This window comes from Pontibacter pudoricolor (assembly GCF_010092985.1).
Taxonomy (GTDB): Bacteria; Bacteroidota; Bacteroidia; order Cytophagales; family Hymenobacteraceae; genus Pontibacter; species Pontibacter pudoricolor.
In genome coordinates, this window is the sequence record NZ_CP048106.1 from 1269258 (window position 1) to 1288708 (window position 19451).

18 protein-coding genes and 1 other RNA gene are annotated in these 19451 nt (G+C 45.2%); 14 read left to right on the forward strand and 5 right to left on the reverse strand.

The window, feature by feature from the left end:
* Positions 1 to 52: 52 nt before the first annotated feature.
* The 8 genes from pseC to GSQ66_RS05510 all read left to right on the forward strand — a co-directional run bounded on the left by pseC (position 53) and on the right by GSQ66_RS05510 (position 9079).
* Entirely contained in the window at positions 53 to 1228 is a 1176-nt protein-coding gene (pseC, locus tag GSQ66_RS05475) for a UDP-4-amino-4,6-dideoxy-N-acetyl-beta-L-altrosamine transaminase (RefSeq protein WP_162426539.1), read from the forward strand.
* Positions 1228 to 2118 carry an aldo/keto reductase gene (locus GSQ66_RS05480; RefSeq protein ID WP_162426540.1) on the forward strand — a complete coding sequence of 297 codons (891 nt, stop codon included), beginning with the start codon at positions 1228 to 1230 and terminating at the stop codon, positions 2116 to 2118. Before pseC ends, GSQ66_RS05480 begins: the two co-directional genes overlap by 1 nt.
* Positions 2115 to 2900, forward strand: a complete 786-nt coding sequence (locus GSQ66_RS05485) for an SDR family NAD(P)-dependent oxidoreductase (protein WP_162426541.1) — start codon at positions 2115 to 2117, stop codon at positions 2898 to 2900. Before GSQ66_RS05480 ends, GSQ66_RS05485 begins: the two co-directional genes overlap by 4 nt.
* The gene (locus tag GSQ66_RS05490; RefSeq protein ID WP_162426542.1) at positions 2894 to 3700 is read left to right on the forward strand and encodes a cytidylyltransferase domain-containing protein; all 807 of its coding nucleotides are present in this window, start codon (positions 2894 to 2896) and stop codon (positions 3698 to 3700) included. The genes GSQ66_RS05485 and GSQ66_RS05490 overlap by 7 nt, the downstream gene beginning before the upstream one ends.
* A gap of 5 nt (positions 3701 to 3705) precedes the next feature.
* The gene (gene pseG, locus GSQ66_RS05495; RefSeq protein ID WP_162426543.1) at positions 3706 to 5172 is read left to right on the forward strand and encodes a UDP-2,4-diacetamido-2,4,6-trideoxy-beta-L-altropyranose hydrolase; all 1467 of its coding nucleotides are present in this window, start codon (positions 3706 to 3708) and stop codon (positions 5170 to 5172) included.
* Between the two features lie 21 nt (positions 5173 to 5193).
* The gene (pseI, locus tag GSQ66_RS05500; RefSeq protein ID WP_162426544.1) at positions 5194 to 6237 is read left to right on the forward strand and encodes a pseudaminic acid synthase; all 1044 of its coding nucleotides are present in this window, start codon (positions 5194 to 5196) and stop codon (positions 6235 to 6237) included.
* A gap of 3 nt (positions 6238 to 6240) precedes the next feature.
* The gene (locus tag GSQ66_RS05505; protein WP_162426545.1) at positions 6241 to 7530 is read left to right on the forward strand and encodes a hypothetical protein; all 1290 of its coding nucleotides are present in this window, start codon (positions 6241 to 6243) and stop codon (positions 7528 to 7530) included.
* A gap of 64 nt (positions 7531 to 7594) precedes the next feature.
* Positions 7595 to 9079: an oligosaccharide flippase family protein gene (locus tag GSQ66_RS05510; protein WP_162426546.1), complete on the forward strand. Its 1485-nt coding sequence runs from the start codon at positions 7595 to 7597 to the stop codon at positions 9077 to 9079.
* A 118-nt stretch (positions 9080 to 9197) separates the two neighbouring features.
* Here GSQ66_RS05510 and GSQ66_RS05515 read toward each other — a convergent pair whose 3' ends face one another.
* The 4 genes from GSQ66_RS05515 to ffs all read right to left on the reverse strand — a co-directional run bounded on the left by GSQ66_RS05515 (position 9198) and on the right by ffs (position 11067).
* A complete protein-coding gene (locus tag GSQ66_RS05515) occupies positions 9198 to 9911 on the reverse strand; it encodes a cell division ATP-binding protein FtsE (RefSeq protein WP_162426547.1) in 714 nt (237 codons plus the stop codon).
* 6 nt (positions 9912 to 9917) lie between these two features.
* A complete protein-coding gene (locus GSQ66_RS05520) occupies positions 9918 to 10121 on the reverse strand; it encodes a fructose-6-phosphate aldolase (RefSeq protein WP_162345577.1) in 204 nt (67 codons plus the stop codon).
* Positions 10122 to 10205: 84 nt separating this feature from the next.
* Positions 10206 to 10862, reverse strand: coding sequence for a fructose-6-phosphate aldolase (gene fsa, locus GSQ66_RS05525; RefSeq protein WP_162426548.1), 657 nt, complete (start codon positions 10860 to 10862; stop codon positions 10206 to 10208).
* A gap of 108 nt (positions 10863 to 10970) precedes the next feature.
* Positions 10971 to 11067: signal recognition particle sRNA small type (gene ffs / locus GSQ66_RS05530), an RNA gene on the reverse strand.
* A gap of 845 nt (positions 11068 to 11912) precedes the next feature.
* Here ffs and guaA point away from each other — a divergent pair.
* The 5 genes from guaA (at position 11913) to GSQ66_RS05555 (ending at position 17815) form a co-directional block, all read left to right on the forward strand.
* Complete coding sequence (guaA, locus tag GSQ66_RS05535; RefSeq protein ID WP_162426549.1) at positions 11913 to 13442, forward strand: glutamine-hydrolyzing GMP synthase; 1530 nt, start codon at positions 11913 to 11915, stop codon at positions 13440 to 13442.
* A gap of 76 nt (positions 13443 to 13518) precedes the next feature.
* Positions 13519 to 15210, forward strand: a complete 1692-nt coding sequence (locus GSQ66_RS05540) for an ABC transporter substrate-binding protein (RefSeq protein ID WP_162426550.1) — start codon at positions 13519 to 13521, stop codon at positions 15208 to 15210.
* A 24-nt stretch (positions 15211 to 15234) separates the two neighbouring features.
* Positions 15235 to 16530, forward strand: coding sequence for a glutamate-1-semialdehyde 2,1-aminomutase (gene hemL, locus GSQ66_RS05545; protein ID WP_162426551.1), 1296 nt, complete (start codon positions 15235 to 15237; stop codon positions 16528 to 16530).
* Between the two features lie 126 nt (positions 16531 to 16656).
* Positions 16657 to 17193, forward strand: a complete 537-nt coding sequence (gene dcd, locus GSQ66_RS05550; protein WP_162426552.1) for a dCTP deaminase — start codon at positions 16657 to 16659, stop codon at positions 17191 to 17193.
* Positions 17194 to 17368: 175 nt separating this feature from the next.
* A complete protein-coding gene (locus GSQ66_RS05555) occupies positions 17369 to 17815 on the forward strand; it encodes a hypothetical protein (protein ID WP_162426553.1) in 447 nt (148 codons plus the stop codon).
* 65 nt (positions 17816 to 17880) lie between these two features.
* Here the strand turns inward: GSQ66_RS05555 and gldC are convergent, their stop codons facing one another.
* Positions 17881 to 18222 carry a gliding motility protein GldC gene (gene gldC / locus GSQ66_RS05560; protein ID WP_162426554.1) on the reverse strand — a complete coding sequence of 114 codons (342 nt, stop codon included), beginning with the start codon at positions 18220 to 18222 and terminating at the stop codon, positions 17881 to 17883.
* 41 nt (positions 18223 to 18263) lie between these two features.
* Between gldC and GSQ66_RS05565 the strand changes: the two genes are divergently transcribed.
* Positions 18264 to 19325, forward strand: coding sequence for an endonuclease/exonuclease/phosphatase family protein (locus GSQ66_RS05565; RefSeq protein WP_162426555.1), 1062 nt, complete (start codon positions 18264 to 18266; stop codon positions 19323 to 19325).
* The last annotated feature ends 126 nt before the right edge of the window (positions 19326 to 19451 follow it).

A 19451-nucleotide genomic window follows, 5' to 3' on the forward strand; every position in this document is an offset into this window, starting at 1 on the left:
TTTATGATACACGACATTAACCCTTTCTAATTACTCATTATTCATTAAGAACATGAATTCCATTCCGTACGGCAGGCAGCACATCACCCAGGACGATATTGATGCGGTAATAGAAACGCTGCAATCTGATTTCCTGACCCAGGGACCAAAAGTAGCGGAGTTTGAGCAGGCTTTTGCCAGTTATGTTGGAGCCAGCTATGCCGTAGCAGTGAGCAACGGTACGGCAGCACTCCACTTATGCGCGATGGCTTTAGGCGTTAATGAAGCATCCAGGGTGATTACAACCCCAATAACCTTTGTGGCTTCAGCTAACTGCGTGCGCTACTGTGGCGGAACTATAGAATTTGCAGACATAGACCCGGCTACTGCACTGTTGGATATTAAGAAAGTACGAGCACTTTTAGAGAGCAAACCAAAAGGTTACTATACCGGCATCATACCCGTAGATTTTGCAGGCAATACCGTGAACCTGGAAGAGTTCAGGAAGCTGGCAGACGAGTACGGATTATGGATTATTGAGGACGCCTGCCATGCACCGGGCGGATATTTTATAGACAGTAAGGGGGAAAAGCAGCTTTGCGGCAACGGCAACTATGCCGATTTGGCCATCTTCTCTTTCCACCCGGTAAAACACATAGCAACCGGCGAAGGGGGAATGATTACGACTAACGACGAAGCGCTTTACCAGAAATTACTGCTATATCGTACCCACGGCATTACCCGCGACCCGCAACTGCTTGAAGAAAACCACGGCGGCTGGTACATGGAGATGCAGGAGCTGGGTTACAACTATAGAATTCCGGATATGCTGTGTGCCCTGGGCGTATCGCAGCTGAAGCGTGCTGATGCCGGCCTGGCCCGACGCAGAGGTATTGCCAAAATATATGATGCCGCTTTTGCTGATGTGGATGGGATTGAAGTATTACAGACTTCCCTGGAAGCGCTGAATACAGACGGCGAAACCGGCCATGCTTACCATCTGTACGTGATAAAAGTAGCTGACCGTAAAGGGCTTTACGATTTTCTGCGCACTCACAATATTTTTGCTCAGGTGCACTATATTCCGGCACACACCATGCCGTATTACCGCAGCCAAGGTTTTAAAAAAGGTGACTATCCTGAAGCTGAACTATACTATAGCCAATGCCTGAGCTTACCCATGTACCCGAGCTTAACAGCTGAAGAACAGGAATTTGTGATTGAGAAAGTGAAGGAGTTTGTTGGATAGTGAACGAAGCTGGTGCTAAAAATATTGCCAAATTGGTGTTGGGTACGGCTCAGTTTGGGCTGAACTATGGCATTAGCAACCAACACGGGCAACTGCAATTACCTGAAGTAAAAAATATCCTGACTGAGGCCGAACGTACTGGTATAACTACTTTAGATACTGCTACAGCTTATGGCAATAGTGAACTAACTATAAACCAGGCCATTAACGAAACAGGCTCACAATTCAGGATCATATCCAAGTATCCGCCAAACCGACCGGAGCTAACTATAAGAGAGGCGTTTGAAGCAACCTTAAAGCAATTAGGAGTTGAGACGTTGTATGGTTACTTGCTACATAGTTATAACTCATTCAGCAGTAACCCGAAAATTCTGGATCAGCTACAGGACTTAAAAGCAGCAGGAAAAATACAAAAGGCCGGAATATCGCTCTACCATCCTTCCGAGGCTGATGAACTTCTTCATCGAAATGCTTTGATAGATATCATACAACTGCCTTACAGCATTTTCGACAGGCGGTTTGAACATTTACTTCCTGAGTTGAAGAGTAGGGGAATTGAGACGCATGTGAGGTCGGTTTACCTGCAAGGTTTGTATTTTATGGAACCGGACCATTTACCCGAATACCTCGCGCCAGTTGCAGATAAAATAAAGAAATTACACCGGCTGGCAGCAGATTTTAACCTTCCGGTCGGAGCTGTATGCCTGGGTTTTGTATTCGCAAATAATGATATTTCCAATGTGGTGATTGGAGTTGAAAGTTTGCAGACATTACAGGAAAATATCAGCTACTGCCATATGGAACTGCCTGAAGAACTGATGGCCGGATTACAATCACTTAAAGAAGATAATGAAGACATCATATTACCCTATAAGTGGCCTGCACAATGAATAAAACTATAAACCAACTGTTTTCGCTGGAAGGTAAAGTAGCGCTTGTAACAGGTGGCTACGGGCATCTGGGCACTGCTATTACCAATGGGCTGGCTGAAGCCGGAGCTATAGTTTATGTACTAGGCCGAAGCCAGGATAAATTCAATGATGCCTTCACGGGAGACACTCCGGTTATCAAATTCCAATACTGCGATGTTGCGGATACACAAAGCGTAAAAGAGGCATTTGAAACTATACACCAACAAGCCGGAACGATAGATATACTGGTAAATAATGCTTTTTACTCAAAAGGCCAGAACCCGGAGGCGCTGACAGATGAGGAATGGGCCTATGGCATCGACGGAAACCTGAATAGTGTATACCGCTGTATCCGGGAAGTAGTGCCGTACTTAAAGAAAAATGGCGGACGAATTATTAATGTGGCATCGATGTATGGCATAGTTTCCCCGGATTTCAGCATATACGAAGAGAGCCCTGCTTATTTGAATCCTCCTCATTATGGAGCAGCTAAAGCCGGTGTACTTCAGCTTATGCGCTATTTTGCCTGTTATTTGGGCAAATATGGTATTACAGTCAATGCTGTTACGCCCGGCCCGTTCCCGAGTGAAGGTGTGCAGCTGGACAAGAAATTTGTATCACAGTTAGAACAAAAAAACCCATTGAACCGCATTGGTAAACCAGAGGATCTGAAAGGCGCTTTCGTGTACCTGGCATCTGACGCATCGGCTTTTATGACCGGGCAAAATATGATAATAGACGGAGGCTGGACAGCATGGTAAGAGTTGGGGCAATCATCCAGGCACGGCTTGGGTCAGAGCGGTTACCAAACAAGGCCATGTTGCCCCTGCCTTTTAGTGGTGGTCCTGCACTGTTGCAGCATGTACTAAATAGAGCTAGAGCGGCTACTATAGTTAATGAAGTTATAGTTGCCACTACCGAGAATGAAGCTGATGACGCCATCGAGCGTTTTTGCAACATCCAGTCTATACTTTGTTTCAGAGGCAACGAACAGGACGTGCTGGATCGGTTTATAAAAGCGGCTACAAACTATAACCTGGATATAATTGTACGGCTGACTGCCGACAACCCGTTCATCTCCCCTGAAACTATCAATAAAGCGGTACAGCAGCATATTCAGGAAAGTGCAGATTATACCATTACCGAAGGCCTGCCACTGGGTACAAACATAGAAGTTATCTCTTATTCAGCATTAAAGCAGGCTGCAAATCAGGCTACCGAGCAGGCAGACAGGGAGCATGTTACACCATATATCAGGAGAGAAGCAGGGTTTAAAAAGCTTACGCTACCTTTCGATTCTCCGTTAAAGCCGCTGCGCCTGACTGTGGATTACCCTTCGGATTATGCGTTGGCGTCGTTGCTGTACGAAAAACTATATGCAACAGATCCGCTTTTTGGGTTTGACGAACTGATAGAAATACTACAACAGAACCCTTGGTTGAAGGAAGTAAATGCCGGAAACAAACAACGTACTGCATTTGCTGATGAAGCGGATGAGATGCAGCAAGCAAAACAACTGTTACAGAAGGCAGGTTTTACCAGAGTCTTAGGTAAATTATAAAACGGATGAAGACAAACCGCCGCATCATTTTCAGAGCAGATGGTAACAGCCGCATTGGTTTGGGCCATGTGGTACGATCCCTGGCGCTGGCTGCCATGTTGCGCGACGAATTCGAATGTGTGTTTGCAATTCAGGAACCTGACGAGGCATTAAAAGAGCAGATACTTCAGACCTGCCACGGCCTTATAACTTTACCTGTCTGCGCTCCATCGGAAGAACGCTTTAGCTATGAACTGGCAGCTTATATTTCGGAAGAAGAGATTGTGGTGCTGGATGGTTACAACTTCGGATCGGAATACCAGCAAACTATAAAATCTCGCGATGCGGTATTGGTATGCCTTGATGATTTACACGCTTACCCTTTTGTTGCAGATGTAGTGCTGAACCAGGCGGGCGGCGTAGAAGCTTCAAACTATAGAACTGCACCTTATACAAAATTACTGCCAGGTCCTGAGTACGCTTTACTGCGAGCGCCTTTTTTAAAGGCATCAAAAACTGTAAGAGAATTCCCAAATGGCCAGTTGAACATCTTGCTAAACCTTGGTGGAGCCGATCCCGACAATCATACGTTACACATTGCCAGAGAATTGGCTGATAAACTGACGGGTGCAACTATACAGGTTGTTGTTGGCAGCGCCTACAAGCATTTACCGGAACTACAGGATTGGCTTTCAACTCATAAAAACTATAAGCTACACCAGAATCTGAGCGCTGCAGACATGCAAAAGCTGATGGAACGCTGTGCCATAGCCATTACATCAGCAAGTGGCGTAGCGTATGAATATGCAGCCGTGGGTGGTGTACTCTTCGTAAAACAAACAGCTGCTAATCAGGCAGGCTTATACAAGTTCCTGACTGAAACCGGAATTGCACAAGTTTATACTTCTGAAGCACTGAAGCAGAATTTTTTAACTCAGTTTGAAGTGCAAGTAGCTTTACAGCGACAGTATTTCGATGGCAACAGTGACGAACGTTTACGACAGGTTTTCCGGCAGCTAAGCCAGATTACAAACCTTACGCTTCGCAACGCAACTATAGTTGACCTGCAACTGGTATTTGACTGGAATAACGATCCTGAAGTACGCCAGCATTCCTTTAACCCGGAGCCAATACTCATTGAAAACCATACCCGCTGGTACAAGACAAAACTGGAAGATGCCAACTGTAAGTTTTATATTGCAGAAGTAAACGGCACACCTGCTGCCCAGATCCGGTATGATATGAACGGTGATACAGCAACTATAAGCTACCTGATCAGCAAGGGATTTAGAGGCAGAGGTCTGGGACATACCATTTTACAGAAAGGCATCAGCAAACTGAAGCGCGAAGCTCAGATTATAAAAACTATAGTTGGTCTTGTGCAACAGGATAATATAGCTTCGGTGAGGGCATTTGAGAAAGCTGGTTTTGCATACGGCACGCCAGACAAGAAGCACCCGGATGCACATCGGTTTGTGCTGCAGTTGCCTTAAATAATACAATTATAAAAGATCATGATCAACGATATAAACATAGCCGGCCGCATGGTTGGGCCAAACTATAAGCCATTTATTATCGCCGAAATGTCGGGCAACCATAACCAGTCGCTGGAGCGGGCGCTGGCTATTGTGGATGCAGCCGCACAGGCCGGAGCCGATGCCATAAAGCTGCAAACTTACACAGCCGACACCATGACCTTGCCCGGCGCTTTTACCATAGTGGACGAAAACTCGTTATGGAAAGGCCGCGAACTATATGATCTTTATAAGGAAGCCTACACACCCTGGGAATGGCACCAGCCTATTTTTGACCGCGCAAAAGAACTTGGTATGCTCGCCTTTTCATCGCCCTTTGATGAAACTGCCGTTGATTTTCTGGAGGAATTAGAAGCGCCGGTCTACAAGATCGCATCGTTTGAGAATACGGACCATCCGTTGCTTCGTAAAGTGGCCGCTACGGGCAAGCCCGTTATTATGAGCACCGGCGCGGCTACCGTTCAGGAAGTGGCTGAAGCCGTACAGGTTTTACGCCAAGCCGGATGCCAGGAGCTTATTTTGCTGAAATGCACAAGCACCTACCCCTCTACCCCCGAAAACACGAACCTGCGGACTATACCGCACATGCGCGAGCTATATGGGGTGCAAGTGGGTCTTTCAGACCATACTATGGGTGTGGGCGCAGCTGTGGCTGCTGTGGCGTTGGGGGCTACCGTTATCGAGAAACACTTTACATTGCGACGTGCCGATGGTGGCGTGGATTCAGCTTTTTCGCTGGAACCCGAGGAACTCAACATGCTGGTTGTGGAATCGGAAAGAGCCTGGCTTGCAATAGGACATGTGCAATATGGTGTGCAGAAAGCCGAAGAAAAAAGCCGCCTTTTCAAGCGCTCGGTATATGCTGCAAAAGATATTAAAGCCGGGGATGTACTGACTAAGGAAAATATTCGCGTGATTCGGCCGGGTTTGGGCCTGGCGCCAAAATACTACGATGAGTTGCTGGGGAAACCTGCTGCCACCGATATCAAAGCCGGAACACCCTTAACCTGGGACATGGTATAGCCCATGAACAAATGGTTTGCCCTCTATAACAACATATTATACCTGCACTTTTCGGAAGGCTTTTACAATTTGCCTGAGAGTGCCAGGAACGCCGTATCTCCTACCCAACCCATAAAGCGATTTTTGAAGGTGGTTGGCTATAGTTTGGTAAGGCTGATAGGCAATGTGTTTAAGCAGGTGGAGCAACCAGAAAAGCTGCACGGTAAAGTTTGGTTGTACGTAGTAAGCCAGAATAATTACGACAGTCTGAAATTTATAGAAGCTGGTTTTCCGGATGCTGTTTTTGTTGCGGGCCAAAGTAAAAATACTGGCAAATATAACGCTATAGTTAACCGCCTGTCGCTTCGTAAAAAAGTGCTTTACTACTATAAATTTCTGCCGCTTTATGTTGAGTTTCTGAAGCGGAAAAAAGAAAGTACCCTACGGTTTTACGATGTGCTTTTTGATGCTACAGGGTTTTATGAAGTATACCTTCAGAAGCTCCGTAAGTATAAACCGGCAGCTATAGTTTTTGCAAACGACCATAACCCCGATGCGCGTGCCATGTTGCTTGCCGCAAAAGCTTTAGGCATCAAAACAGCTTATATTCAGCATGCTAGTATCAGTCCTTTATTTCCACCGCTGCAATTTGATCTGAATCTGCTGGAAGGGCAGGATGCACTGGATAAGTACAAACTATGCGGCCCTATAGAAGGTAAAGTAGAGTTAATTGGGATGCCCAAAGCTGACGCTTATACCCCATTCAGGAATACAAGTAAGCAGATCCGGACAATAGGCATTGGCTGTAACCTGATGGACGAACTTTCGGAAATAGAAAAACTGCTGCGCCGGCTTACAACTGATTTCCCGACTATAAACTTCATCCTTCGCCCCCACCCGCGCGACAAACGCAACTATATAGCTATCGCAACCATAAGCCCAAACATCAGTTTCTCTGATGGGCGCACCGAGTCAACTTTCGACTACCTCCGCCGGATTGATGTGCAGATAAGTGGAAACTCAGGCATTCACCTGGAAGCTGTTTTGCTAAATGTCTGGTCGATATTTTATAACATGAACCCGCAGGAAAACCTGCACGATTACTATGGCTTTACAGCACACGGCCTGGTTGATGCCTGTGTTGACTATGAGGGTCTGAGCGCTTTATTACAAGAGCATCTACAGGATAAACCTGATGTGTTTCAGCGGGCTAAGTATTATAACGCTACAGTAGGAACCGAATTTGATGGTAAAAGCGGGGAGCTGGCACTTCAGTACTTAAAAGAATTTTATTGTTGGCCAGGATTAAATTAACGGCTAGGCTATAGTTGTACTACAATTCCTTAAAACCTTTACCTTTGCTCCCTGACTTTAGCCAATGAGTAGACAATTACAGCGCGAGGGTATCTGGAACACCATTATCTCGTATGCCGGTATCGCGATCGGGTTCGTAAACACACTTTATCTTTTCCCGAACATTCTCGACGAGGAACAGGTTGGTTTAACGCGCCTGATGTTAACTATAGCTGAGATGTTTGCCCAGTTCTCCGCGCTTGGGTTCGTGAACATGAGCGTGCGGTACTTCCCGTATTTCCGGAACAAAGAAAAACAACACCATGGTTTTTTGTTTGTGCTGCTTTCGGTGCCCATGTTTGGCTTTGGCCTAATAACTGCACTTTTCATAATCTTTAAGCCCGTCATCTACGACTATTACCAGGAAAATTCCTCACTCCTGCTCGATTACTATTATTACATTATTCCGCTGGCATTCTTCACATTGCTGTTTAACCTGTTTACGGCTTACCTGCGGTCGCTTTTCAAAACTATAGTTTCCTCTTTTGTAAAAGATTTCCTGTCGAGGTTTCTGATTTTGGTGTTGCTGCTGGGGTATAGTTTCGGTTGGATGAACTTTGAGATGTTTGTGTTGCTGTATGTAGCTGCAAACTCGGCTATTGCACTGGTGCTTATTTTGTACACCATGTGGCTGAAGCAGTTTTATTTAAAGCCGTCTTTCGCAACAGCTGCCAGTATAATTCCTTTCAGGGAGATGCTGTTCTTCGGACTATTCACGTTTATGGGTAACATTTCGGTTACTATCATCAAGTCCATAGACCAGGTAATGATCAGTGCTATAAGCCTTAGCGACAACGCTATCTATACAACTTCCTTCTTTATGACCAGTGCTATTGTTACGCCTGCGCTGGCCATTTTTAAGATCGCATTTCCGCAGGTGGCTGAGTTCTGGAAAGATAAGAATATGCCTGGGCTGGCTAAATTTTACAAACAGATAACACTCATCAATCTTATCATTGGCCTGTTGCTGTTCATTGGCATCTGGGCCAACCTGGATAACCTGTACTCTTTTATGCCGGCTACCTATAGTGCAGGTAAATACGTGGTGCTGGCCCTGGCAATAGCCCGCCTGGTAGATTTAGCAACCGGAATAAACGGAATAATACTGGCTACTTCTGACAAATACCGCTGGGACCTGTTATTCAACATCGTTTTAGCTGGTCTTACCATCTGGACCAACTCTATCTTTATTCCGCTTTACGGCATGAACGGCGCCGCCTTTGCAACTATGTTATCGCTAGTGTTCATTAATTTGCTGCGGATGTTCTTTGTGCTGTGGGCTTATAAAATGCAGCCTTTTGCCTGGAGCTCACTGGGCATAACTATAATTGCTTTAATTGCTCTGGGTGTGTCCTACCTAATCCCGTATATGGGTAATGTTTACCTGGATATTATAGTACGCTCTTCGGTTATAACTATAGTTTACGCAGCACTGGCATTAGGCTTCAAAGTTTACCCGGAAATGAATGTGTGGGTAAGAAAGTTATTGAAGACGTATACAGGTTTATAGTTTGGCTGATTCAGGCTGGCGAAATTCATAGGCAGAAATTACCTATAAACAGGAACCTGAATAAGCCTGTAACAAAACTATAGTTGGCTCACCAAACTATTGAACTCTAAACTATAGCTTAGTAGCTGGCAGTAGTAAATGCGAAGGTCTCCTTGTTCGAATCAAGCACTTTTCCACTCTCACACTTCAGAACGCGTTTTGGGTAACGGTTGATGATCTCGTAGTTGTGGGTAGCCATCAGCACAGCCGTTCCGCTGTTATTTATTTCTAAAAAAAGCTGCATAATGCCATCAGCCACAATTGGGTCAAGGTTACCGGTTGGCTCATCGGCAATTAATATTACAGGCTCATTTAACAGAGCTCTGGCTACAACTATACGCTGCTGCTCACCGCCCGATAGTTGGTGCGGCATTTTGTTAGCGGCTGCATCCAGCCCAACACGCATCAATACTTCGGAAATTCGCTGTTTTATTTTGCTTTTATCTTTCCAACCAGTAGCGCGCAATACAAAGCTCAGGTTCTCTGCCACTGTTCTGTCAAACAATAACTGGAAATCCTGGAAAATAATACCGATACGGCGGCGCAGAAAAGGGACTTTCTTACGCGGGAGTTTGGTTAAATTAAAATCAGATATAGAAGCTGAACCTGTAAGTAAAGGCAGGTCGGCGTATAGTGTTTTAAGTAAAGAGCTTTTTCCGCTGCCTGTGCGCCCAACCAGGTACACAAATTCGCCTTTTTCAATATCGAAGCTTACGCCACTTAATATGGTATTGCTGTCCTGGTAAACAGCTACATCGCGCAAGGATACTACGGGTGAAGAAGAAAAGCTCATGGGTACTTAAATCTCTAATTTCTGCAGTTTACCAAATTCTAACGACTCTATCAAAGCGGCAAGCGCATCTTCTTTCCCTTCCAGCCCGTAACGGTCCAGGTTTTTAAGTGGGCGGTCGGCCCGGAAATAAGCAATCAACACGAAATTACTATCGCGCAACTGTATGTAATCCGGAATTTTAGCTTTGCCTTTTACCTTGATGATGTACATTTCTTTGGAATGAGTAATTAGTAATGATTAATGACTAATAAAACCCGTGAGTCTTATTAGTCATTAATCACTACTCATTAATACTTATTTATTTCCTTTTGCGTGGTCAGACAGGAATTTTGCCAGCCCGATATCAGTCAGTGGGTGGTTCAGCAGGCTTGTGATCACGTTTAGCGGGCAGGTAACTACATCGGCACCAAGTTCAGCGCACTGCACCAGGTGCATTACGTGGCGCACAGAAGCAGCAAGAACCTGTGTCTGATAGCCATAGTTGCCATAGATCTGCACAATCTGTTCGATCAGCTGCATACCATCTGTAGACACGTCATCTAAACGACCAACAAACGGAGATACATATGTTGCACCAGCTTTAGCGGCAAGTATCGCCTGGCCAGCTGAGAATACAAGCGTACAGTTTGTTTTAATGCCTTTTTCGCTGAAATAACGGATCGCTTTCACACCATCACGGATCATTGGCACCTTAACCACGATATTCGGATGCAGTTCAGCTAAGAATTCGCCTTCTTTTATGATGGTCTCGTAATCTGTCGCGATTACTTCCGCACTGATATCGCCATCTACAATTTCACAAATTTTCTTGTAGTGGGCCATCACGTTATCATGGCCAAAGATACCTTCTTTCGCCATCAGCGATGGGTTAGTTGTTACACCGTCCAGCACACCAAGATCGTGTGCTTCCTGAATTTCCTGCAGGTTTGCAGTATCGATAAAGAATTTCATAATAGATGGGATGATTATAGTTACAAAGCTAAACTATAAATCCTGAAACCGGAAAGAAAGCAGTTTTTTTTGAGTGGCAGCGTGTGTGCCTTGGGGTATGGACAAAAAAAAGTGGCAAACCAACATCGCGCCGCTTCGACCGCCTACCCTTGCTACCTTCCGGTCCTGGGGGATTTGGCAGGAGCTGGCCGTGCCGATTTGCCGTTACAAAAGTACGTATTTTCTTATTCAATGCAAATTGTAGTGCTATAAAATGTGGTTTATTTTGTTTGATGGACTATAACTTACAAGTTGTCAGCTGGTTTATTCGCTATCTACTGTTATTTGACTGTCTTATTAGTTCTTTTCATTTTGTCATTCGATGTAAGGTGGCATCTGTGTTCTATAGTTTGCTCTTTTTTCATTTCGAGTATTCTTGAGACGCGAGTCGAAGAGAGCCAGCGCAGTTGTGAAGTATCTTATATGTGCTATCGTTTCTCTTTTGTCATTTCGACGTCAGGAGAAATCTGGGTTCTATAGTTTGCTATAGTTGCAACCTGAACCAAGCCTTTCTTTCATAGCCACTTCTGATCCTGGGAGCTCTACTTACCTATTGTTCTATAGTTGGCTTTGGTGCCCTCACGGCCGGGAAGCCCCGTCTTCGGGCATCGCGCTGCTGCTTTCTTGCTACCCTCGTACCTCGGGTTGCCTTGCGGCACCGCAACAAATCAAAGGCGCTCAACCCAAAGACTGCGAGCAGCTCGATAGCTAAGCTATAGTTTACTTGAGAAACTATAGTTGCATCGCTTTATCGTGGTTGTAATTCCGTAGGGACAGGTCGCGACCTGTCCGATCCTGGTCTGTAACTATAGCACGATAACTCAAACTATAGCAACCTCAGAAATTTCCCTCCCGGGAGGGGCAGGGGTGGATTAAGAAGCCAGCAATAAAACGATAGCTCCAGGCGATAACTTTAAAACAACAACCGAAGAAATTACTGAAATCCTCAGCCACCCAGCACATATCTTCAAAAGAATTGGCAATTACTATAAAAGCACCTTACCTTTGCGCATGCCAGAAAAAATTCTCATCCTCGACTTTGGCTCCCAATATACCCAACTCATAGCCAGAAGGGTTCGCGAGCTTAATGTATACTGTGAGATTTACCCGTACAATAACGTACCTCCCCTCTCAGACGATGTTAAAGGTATAATCCTGTCAGGCAGTCCCTGCTCTGTACGCGATGCCGAACACCCAACTATAGACCTTGCACAGTACATGGGCAAATTGCCATTACTGGGCGTTTGCTATGGTGCGCAGCTGATCGCGCATGAAAGCAAGGGTGAAGTAACTCCGTCTACTATCAGGGAATACGGTCGTGCAAGAATTTCCGAACTACACACCGTCAACCGCCTCATGAAAGAGCTCACGCCGGGCTCTGTAGTCTGGATGTCGCATGGCGATACGATAAAAGAGGTTCCGGATAATTTTGAGATAATTGCCAGTACGGAAACAGTGCGCGTAGCCGCTTATAAGTTGCGCGACCAGGAAACCTATGGCATTCAGTTCCACCCCGAAGTAACCCACTCCGACGAAGGTAAAACCCTGCTCCGTAACTTTGTGGTTCACATCTGCGAGTGCCAGCAGGACTGGACATCAGAGCAGTTTGTGGATGCCACAGTTGCAGAATTAAAACAACAGCTGGGCGATGATAAAGTGGTGCTTGGCTTATCCGGCGGCGTAGATTCAAGTGTAGCTGCCATGCTGATTCATCATGCTATCGGCAAAAACCTGTACTGCATATTTGTAGACAACGGCCTGCTGCGCAAAGATGAGTTCGAGAACGTACTGGACTCTTACAAGCACATGGGCCTGAATGTAAAAGGTGTTAATGCGAAAGATAAGTTCTATTCGGCACTTGCCGGCTTAACGGATCCGGAAGCAAAACGCAAAGCAATTGGCCGCGTGTTCATTGAAGTTTTCGACGAAGAAGCCCATAAGATTGAAGACGTAAAGTGGCTGGCGCAGGGTACTATTTACCCGGATGTGATCGAGTCGCTGAGCGTGAAAGGCCCTTCGGCAACTATAAAATCGCACCACAACGTTGGTGGCCTGCCAGACTTTATGAAATTAAAAGTGGTGGAACCGCTTAAAACTTTATTTAAAGATGAAGTGCGCCTGGTAGGTAAAACACTGAAGATTGATGACGCTATACTTGGCCGTCACCCGTTCCCGGGTCCTGGTCTGGCAATCCGCATCATGGGCGATATCACTCCTGAAAAAGTAAATGTGCTGCAGCAGGTTGACCACATCTTTATCAGTAACCTGAAAAAATCAGGATTGTATGATGAAGTCTGGCAGGCCGGCGCTATACTTACCCCGCTTCAATCAGTGGGTGTGATGGGTGATGAGCGTACCTATGAAAATGTAGTTGCATTGCGTGCTGTAACAAGTATAGATGGTATGACCGCCGACTGGAGCCGTCTTCCGTATGAGTTCCTGGCCGATGTATCCAATGAGATCATTAACAAAGTAAAAGGGGTTAACCGCGTTGTTTACGATATCAGCTCCAAACCACCGGCAACTATAGAGTGGGAGTAATTAGTGGTTGAAGGTTGAATGGTTTAATTGTTAAAAAATCAACCTTCAACCATTTAACAATCAACATTAAAACTATATGAAGAACAAGTTCTGTAAGAGTATACTTTTTGTGTTATCGCTGACACTGGCTACTCCGGCTTTTGCGCAGCAGAACGAAGAGGTAACGTATAGCAACGGAAAAATTCTGTTGCAGCAGCAGCGCTATGAACAGGCAATGGCCGAATTTATGCCATTAACTATAGCCAGCTCGCCCTACGCTCCTGAAGCTTCATATTTTTATGCACTAGCAGCTTTCAAAAGAAAGAAATACAAAGAGTCACAGGAAATGCTGCAGCAGTTAAAGGCGCAGCATCCTGACTGGCGGCAGATGCCTGATGCTACTTACCTGCTAGCCAATGTGCTTTTTGAACGCGGCAATTACGACGAGGCTTTAACGCAGTTGCAGCAACTGTATTCTACCCCACTTGCTAACGAAGCTGCAGGCCTGGAACGCTTTTACCTGCAAAAACTGACCGATAAAAAAGAGTTTGAGCGACTGGTACAACGCTACCCGAACGATAAAGTGCTGGCGCAGGCTTATGCCGATAAATTAATCAGTGTTTGGTATAACCCGGCAAACAAGGCAACTATAGAGCGCCTGGTAAGCAAGCACAACCTGGATCGCAACAGGTACCTTAATGCTGCACAACGCCAGCAAAGCTTTGATATTGCCTTGCTCCTGCCCTTCCAGCTGAACCAGGATCTGGGCCAGAATGTGCGCAAAAACCAATTTGTAAACGACCTGTATGCCGGTATGCAACTCGCCCAGGATGTAATGGAAGAGCAGAACATCAAGCTAAACCTTTTTACTTATGATGCCGGAACTGATACTACCGCTGTAAACCGTATTTTAAGTTTACCAGAGGTAAAGCAAATGGATCTGCTGATCGGACCGGTTTATAAAAGTTCTGCCCGCATCGCAAATCGTTTTGCACAGGAAACCGGTATTCCGGTAATTAATCCGCTATCGCAGGATGTGGAGATCGCTGGTCAGAACAACAACGTTTTCCTTTTCGAATCGTCGGTTGCCACACAGGCGCGGCAGGCCGCTGCTTACGCTTATAACACCTTCTCCCCTAAAACAGCAATTATCCTCTTCGAGAAATCAAAAGACGACACCACATTTGCTTATTACTATAAGGAGCATTTTAAGAAACTGGGCGGTAAAGTAAAAACATACAAAAAGATCAATTCAGACCAGCCGACGGCAACAGCAACTATCTTTAAAAACCTGGTTTTAACAGATGTAGGCCACATGGCTGTTTTCTCTGATAAGATGACGGCTGCCGTAAATACAACAAGCAAACTACAGTCATCGGCGGCACAATTACCATTAATAACATACCAAAGCTGGTTGAATATAAACCAGATAACCTTGCGCCAGCTCGATAACCTGGAGGTTTATTTTATCAGTCCTAAGTTTATAGACGCAACCTCTCCTGCTGTTAAAAATTTCAGAGAGCGCTACATTAGCCGTTACAATATTCCACCTTCGGTTTATGCGTATGCGGGTTTCGAGATGCTGTATTTTTATGGCTCCTTGCTGCAACAATACGGACCTAACTTAGCACAGGCCTTACTGGAAACAGGCATTAGACCAGGGGTGCTTTACCCGGCGGTTGGCTACACAAACAGGTCAGAAAAAAACCAATTGCACCCGGACAATCAGTTTGTACCGATCATTAAATTAGAAAACCTTCAACCTATAGTTGTAAACGCTGTTTACTAACTATACCTTATAAAACTATACCCGATGAAGACAGCACCAATCAGTGAAGAACTGTTTCAGAGAGCTCAAAACTTTATACCTGGCGGCGTAAACTCACCTGTAAGAGCTTTCCGAGCCGTAGGTGGCAACCCGCGCTTTATAAAATCAGCCAAAGGCGCTTACTTATTTGATGAGGATGGCAACCGTTACATGGAATTCATCAATTCCTGGGGACCTATGATTCTGGGCCATGCCGCGGAATTAGTGCAGGAAGCTGTAATGCAGGCCATCCCTAACTCCTTGTCATTTGGTGCTCCTACGCGCAAAGAGATCGAGATTGCAGAACTGATCATCAGCATGGTGCCAAGTATCGAAAAGGTACGCATGGTTAACTCCGGTACAGAGGCTACAATGTCGGCCATTCGTGTGGCGCGTGGCTATACGGGTCGCGATAAGATGATCAAATTTGAAGGCTGTTACCACGGACACGGCGATTCTTTCTTGATAGCTGCCGGTAGCGGCGCCATTACACTTGGCGTTCCGGATAGCCCGGGCGTAACCAAAGGCGTTGCCAACGATACCCTGACAGCTCCATTCAATAACCTCCAGGCCGTACAAACACTTGTTGATGCCAACAAAGGGCAGGTAGCGGCAATTATATTAGAACCCGTAGCCGGAAATATGGGACTGGTACTTCCATCTCAGGAGTTCCTGCAGGGTCTGCGCGACCTTTGTACCAAAGAAGGCATTGTGCTGATATTTGACGAAGTGATGACAGGTTTCCGTCTGGCTCCGGGTGGTGCCCAGCAACTTTTCGGTGTTACGCCGGATATGACTACGCTTGGTAAAATTATTGGTGGTGGTATGCCAGTTGGCGCTTATGGCGGCAAAAAAGAGATAATGGATTGCGTTGCACCAGCCGGACCAGTTTACCAGGCAGGTACGCTATCTGGTAACCCAATTGCGATGTCGGCCGGTATGGCCATGCTGAATTACCTGAAAGATAACCCACAGGTTTATACCCAGCTTGACGAGACTACCGGACGAATGATTAGTGGCATGCAAAACAACATGCAGCAGCTTGGCCTGAACTATACTATAAACAGGGTCGGCTCCATGTTCACGATCTTCTTCACAGATCAGCCTGTTACTGATTTCGATAGCGCCAAGACTTCAGATACTGCCTTATTTGGCCGTTACTTCAACGAGATGCTGCAGCGTGGTATTTATCTCGCTCCTTCTCAGTACGAGTCACTGTTTGTTTCTACAGCTATTACACCAGAATTAGTAGACGAATATGTGAAAGCTAACTATGATGCGCTGAAAGCAATTCAGGGCTAAACTATAGTTACAACTATAAAATAAAGCGGTGGTACCTGAAAATGGTGCTGCCGCTTTATAGTTTATGTTGGTGTATATAGCCTTAATTCATTACTTTTACAATCAACTTATTCGCGTGCCATTCCCATGATCTTAACAGATAACCAGATATTAAAAGAGATAGAAAAAGGTACTATCCTGATAGAGCCATTTAATCGCGCCAGCCTGGGCACCAACTCTTATGATGTGCATTTAGGCCGCTACCTGGCTACTTACCGCGACGAGATTCTGGATGCACGCAAGCACAACGAGATAGATGTTTTTGAGATACCGGAAGAAGGCATCGTACTTCGCCCTGAAACACTTTATTTGGGTGTAACGTTGGAGTATACCGAAACACACGCACATGTACCTTTCCTGGAAGGTAAATCCAGCGTTGGTCGTTTAGGTATTGATATTCATGCTACCGCTGGTAAAGGTGATGTAGGCTTTTGCAACACCTGGACACTGGAGATTTCGGTAACGCAGCCTGTACGTGTGTATCACGGCATGCCAATCGGGCAGCTGATCTATTTTGAAGTGAGCGGCGGTATCGAGAACTACTATAACAAGAAAGAGAACGCAAAGTATAATAACCGCACCATCGCTCCCGTTGAATCTATGATGTGGAAAAACAACTGGTAATAATTAGATAGAATAAAGTAAATAAAAAAGGCTGGTCTTCACAAGACTGGCCTTTTTGGCATAGTTAATGCACTATACCAATCAGAAATAAATCAGCTTAAAATGAATTTTTTTTGGCGCAGCTTGGTTTATAGAAAGACAACAGGGAAAAGTAAAACAGGAAAAGAAACGCACTATGAAAAGATTATTGATAACAACTTTGGCCAGCTTAAGTATCGTTTTATCAGCTGCTGCAAACGGAAATGAGAGAGCAATCACTGTAGAGAGCAGAGCAACCAACCTGTCTGACCAAATGATCCGTGAATTACGCCTTAATAACTATCAGGCTAATAAGGTAAGAGAAATAAATCTTGATGTTGTTGCAAAAATGATGGCCGTAGAAGCTGAATTTAAAGGCAACCAGGAACTGATAGAGCAGAAATGCAAATCTATCTGCTCAGAGCGTGACGTGAAACTGGAAAACGTGTTAAGCACTGTACAGTACAACGATTATTTCGGTGATCGCCCGCACTATAGCAAATTCGATAAAGAATTTGTAGCAGGTGCCGGACAGACAACTGACAATTCTAAGTCGTTGGCTAATAACGCAACCGCTAACACAGAATCAAATACAATTAACTAGTCTGTATCCAATTCATAAAAGAAAAGGGCCGCTAACAATAGCGGCCCTTTTCTTTTATGTACATACTATTGATTGCTCTTCTGGCGTTCAGCTTCTACGTGGTTCATCAGGTCTTCGCAAAGCGCTTTCATCTTCTGAGCCATTACGGAGTCGCTGGTGGCCGTAGCAATGCTCTGTGCCATCGCTCCTATAGTATCAATGTAAAAATATTTCATCTCATCTACAGGCATGTCTTTTGTCCATAGGTCTATTTTCATAGTGCCGGCTTCGTCTCTGTCCCAAAGCGAAATGTTGATGGCTTTTGCAAAATGTATCTTTTCTCCCGCATCTGTGGCACGCCAGCTAATAGCTTCCGGTATCTTCTGATCATCAAGAGCTATGCTAAAGTATATTTCCGACTTCTTCATTTTCTTAATTTTTAAACTTTATAGTATCTAAATCTCGTAATATGCCTGATTACATATATTACCTACAAAGTTACGCGATGCGCCACGGAATAAAAACTCTCTTTACGCTTTTTACCCTTATCACCCTGTCCGGCTGTGCCGGTATCTTATCTAAGTCAGACAAAACGTATGCTGTTGGCTTCTATAACCTGGAGAAACTATACGATAGCAAGGCAAATGCCCGGAATATGGACTATACGCCAACCGGCACCATGAAATGGGATGACGAACGTTACCAGCATAAGCTTAAGAATTTAGCACAGGCTATAGTTACCATTGGAGGCAAAGACGGACCTGCCGTATTGGGCATAACAGAAGCTGAAAGCCGGAAAGTGCTCGACGAGCTGGTACAAACTCCCCCACTGAAGAAAAAGAAATACCAGGTCATTCATTTTGAGTCGGAAGACCCGCTGGGCCTGGACGTAGCACTGCTTTACAACCCGAAACGTTTTAAGCCTACACTGCAGAAAGTGGTAAAAGTAGACTATCCGCAACGCAACTTTAAAGGCAAAGACATACTGCTGGTGAAAGGCATGATGGCGGGTGAGCCCGTAACTATATTTGTGAACCACTGGCCAGCAAACTATGGCAATACACGCCAGGGTAACCGCAACCGGCAGGCTGCTGCTACCAAACTACGTCAACAAATAAATGCTGAGCTTAAAACTAACCCGGATGCCAACATTATAGTGATGGGTGACTTTGATGAAGAGCCAAAGTCTAAGATCTTACAGCAAACCTTAAAGGCAAACGGAAGACCAAACCCGCTTTATAAAGACGAACTGTTTAATACCTTTTATATTAACTATGTGCAGGGGCTCGGCAGCTATTACAAACGCGGCGACTTTAAGATGCTGGACCAGGTACTCGTATCGAAAGGGTTACTGGATAGCAAAGGGCTGGAATACGTGATGGGCTCCGCTGAGATTCATGATCCGGAATTTTTGAAGTATACGTTTGGCAAATACAAAAACACACCGCGAACTACATATTCGGGAACCACCTATATTGGTGGTTTCTCGGATCACTTTCCGGTGTTTATTAAAGTAAAGGTAGAGAAATAGGGTAAACACAGGCAGAGAAAGAACTATAAGGCGCTACACCAGCGTCTTTTTTTTATGGCTTATAGTTGGCTATAAATACAGAAGGCGGGCTTTGTAGGCCCGCCTTCTGCGCGTTAGAAGAAATAT

Bases quoted from the DNA above. Each gene is read 5' to 3' on its own strand.
- GSQ66_RS05520 (WP_162345577.1), bottom strand. From the start codon at position 10,121: ATGTACATCATCAAGGTAAAAGGCAAAGCTAAAATTCCGGATTACATA.
- gldC (WP_162426554.1), bottom strand. From the start codon at position 18,222: ATGAAGAAGTCGGAAATATACTTTAGCATAGCTCTTGATGATCAGAAG.
- GSQ66_RS05515 (WP_162426547.1), bottom strand. From the start codon at position 9,911: ATGAGCTTTTCTTCTTCACCCGTAGTATCCTTGCGCGATGTAGCTGTT.
- fsa (WP_162426548.1), bottom strand. From the start codon at position 10,862: ATGAAATTCTTTATCGATACTGCAAACCTGCAGGAAATTCAGGAAGCA.
- pseC (WP_162426539.1), top strand. From the start codon at position 53: ATGAATTCCATTCCGTACGGCAGGCAGCACATCACCCAGGACGATATT.
- GSQ66_RS05540 (WP_162426550.1), top strand. From the start codon at position 13,519: ATGAAGAACAAGTTCTGTAAGAGTATACTTTTTGTGTTATCGCTGACA.
- guaA (WP_162426549.1), top strand. From the start codon at position 11,913: ATGCCAGAAAAAATTCTCATCCTCGACTTTGGCTCCCAATATACCCAA.
- GSQ66_RS05485 (WP_162426541.1), top strand. From the start codon at position 2,115: ATGAATAAAACTATAAACCAACTGTTTTCGCTGGAAGGTAAAGTAGCG.
- dcd (WP_162426552.1), top strand. From the start codon at position 16,657: ATGATCTTAACAGATAACCAGATATTAAAAGAGATAGAAAAAGGTACT.
- GSQ66_RS05565 (WP_162426555.1), top strand. From the start codon at position 18,264: ATGCCTGATTACATATATTACCTACAAAGTTACGCGATGCGCCACGGA.
- pseI (WP_162426544.1), top strand. From the start codon at position 5,194: ATGATCAACGATATAAACATAGCCGGCCGCATGGTTGGGCCAAACTAT.
- GSQ66_RS05510 (WP_162426546.1), top strand. From the start codon at position 7,595: ATGAGTAGACAATTACAGCGCGAGGGTATCTGGAACACCATTATCTCG.
- pseG (WP_162426543.1), top strand. From the start codon at position 3,706: ATGAAGACAAACCGCCGCATCATTTTCAGAGCAGATGGTAACAGCCGC.
- GSQ66_RS05555 (WP_162426553.1), top strand. From the start codon at position 17,369: ATGAAAAGATTATTGATAACAACTTTGGCCAGCTTAAGTATCGTTTTA.
- GSQ66_RS05505 (WP_162426545.1), top strand. From the start codon at position 6,241: ATGAACAAATGGTTTGCCCTCTATAACAACATATTATACCTGCACTTT.
- hemL (WP_162426551.1), top strand. From the start codon at position 15,235: ATGAAGACAGCACCAATCAGTGAAGAACTGTTTCAGAGAGCTCAAAAC.
- GSQ66_RS05490 (WP_162426542.1), top strand. From the start codon at position 2,894: ATGGTAAGAGTTGGGGCAATCATCCAGGCACGGCTTGGGTCAGAGCGG.